Source organism: Pseudomonas sp. P20 (assembly GCF_016463925.1).
Taxonomy (GTDB): domain Bacteria; phylum Pseudomonadota; class Gammaproteobacteria; order Pseudomonadales; family Pseudomonadaceae; genus Pseudomonas; species Pseudomonas aeruginosa.
Window position 1 is genome coordinate 1 of the sequence record NZ_JAEMVM010000128.1, and the last position, 1,307, is coordinate 1,307.

The following is a 1,307-nucleotide window of genomic DNA, read 5'->3' on the forward strand; positions in this document are numbered from 1 at the left end:
AGCTGAAGCGCAGCCAGCCCAGTGCATTGCCATCCGGTCCACTGAACGGTATCCAGAAATCGGCATAGCCATGCGGGAGTGGCTCCCCGAAGGCTATGCGTAGTTCCGCGCCCCTGCCGCTACGGTGTCCAGCTTCGATCCAGACTTCTGCTCCTTCGTACCAGGACAGGTCTGGCTTTGGAGCGGGCAGCCCCAGGATGCTCCTGATCTTGTCGGGGTCACGCTGGATGAGTTGCAACAGCAGGTCTTCATGCCTGGACATGGTAGTGGTCTCCTCGGTGATGGAGATCCAATGCTGATCCGTCGCCCTATCGATTGATTGTTCGGTACCCAAAAAGAGCCTTCGCGCGCGCGTGACGATGATGTCCGGGCGTCCTGCAGGAGCAGGATGCCCATCAGTTGGCCAGGGATGGCCACCCCATCGGGAGCATCGTCATGTCATCGCCGCAACCCCGGCGCCGCCGCGCGCCGCGTATGACCAGCTGGACGCTGGTCACCCTCGTCCTGCTGATCATCCTCGCCGCCATTCGCCCGGAGCAGCTCCAGGTCGTCGCCTATAAGCTGGTCCTGGTGACGCTGGGCGCAGTGGCCGGCTACTGGATCGACCGCAGCCTGTTTCCCTACGTGGCTCGCCCGCATGAGTGCTCAGCCAACCTGGTTGTCGTGGGTGCCTGGCTGCGCCGGGGGCTGATCGTACTGGCTTGCATCCTCGGCCTGACGCTGGGGCTCTGACCATGGGCGCCCCGCAAATCATCTGGATCATGCTGGCCTCCGTGGTCCTGGTTACGTCCTATGCGTGCGATGGCCTCGCCCACGTGATCAGCTTCAAGCAGCGCGTGTTCGACGTGATCGCGATGACGGCCCTGGTGTGGTGGGGAGGCTTCTTCGGATGAAGCGCCTGCTCACCCTCGGCCTGCTGGGCCTGCTGAGCGCCTGCCAGCCGGCCTTCGCGACGGATCGCATCCCCACTGCCGCCGAGCAATACCGGCGCACCCTGGTGCGCAGCGCCCATGCCGAATGGGGCCTGTCGGCGCCGATCGCCACCTTTGCCGCGCAGGTTCACCAGGAAAGCCGTTGGCGTGCTGATGCCCGCTCGCCTGTCGGCGCCCAGGGCCTGGCGCAGTTCATGCCCGGCACCGCCGAGTGGATCGCCGGCCTGTATCCGGCCGCCCTTGGCGCCAATCAGCCGTTCAATCCTGGCTGGGCACTGCGCGCGCTGGTCACCTACGACCGTTGGCTCTACGACCGAAACCAGGCTTCCAGCGAGTGCGATCGCTGGGCGTTCGTACTGTCCGCTTACAACGGCG

At 65.1% G+C, this 1,307-nt stretch carries 4 protein-coding genes; 3 read left to right on the forward strand and 1 reads right to left on the reverse strand.

Translation table 11 applies throughout. From position 1 onward, the window contains the following. On the reverse strand, nucleotides 1–262 hold a 262-nt coding region (locus JHD77_RS33380), incomplete at its 3' end, for a hypothetical protein (RefSeq protein WP_199506583.1). A 173-nt stretch (nucleotides 263–435) separates the two neighbouring features. On the opposite strand from JHD77_RS33380, the gene JHD77_RS33385 reads away from it, so the two are divergent. The 3 genes from JHD77_RS33385 to JHD77_RS33395 form a co-directional block, all read left to right on the forward strand. After that, nucleotides 436–732: a putative holin gene (locus JHD77_RS33385; protein ID WP_003152187.1), complete on the forward strand. Its 297-nt coding sequence runs from the start codon at nucleotides 436–438 to the stop codon at nucleotides 730–732. A 2-nt stretch (nucleotides 733–734) separates the two neighbouring features. Next, nucleotides 735–893: a hypothetical protein gene (locus JHD77_RS33390; protein ID WP_162835947.1), complete on the forward strand. Its 159-nt coding sequence runs from the start codon at nucleotides 735–737 to the stop codon at nucleotides 891–893. Continuing rightward, nucleotides 890–1,307: lytic transglycosylase domain-containing protein (locus JHD77_RS33395; RefSeq protein WP_199506584.1), on the forward strand; the 418-nt coding region annotated here is incomplete at its 3' end. The genes JHD77_RS33390 and JHD77_RS33395, both read left to right, overlap by 4 nt.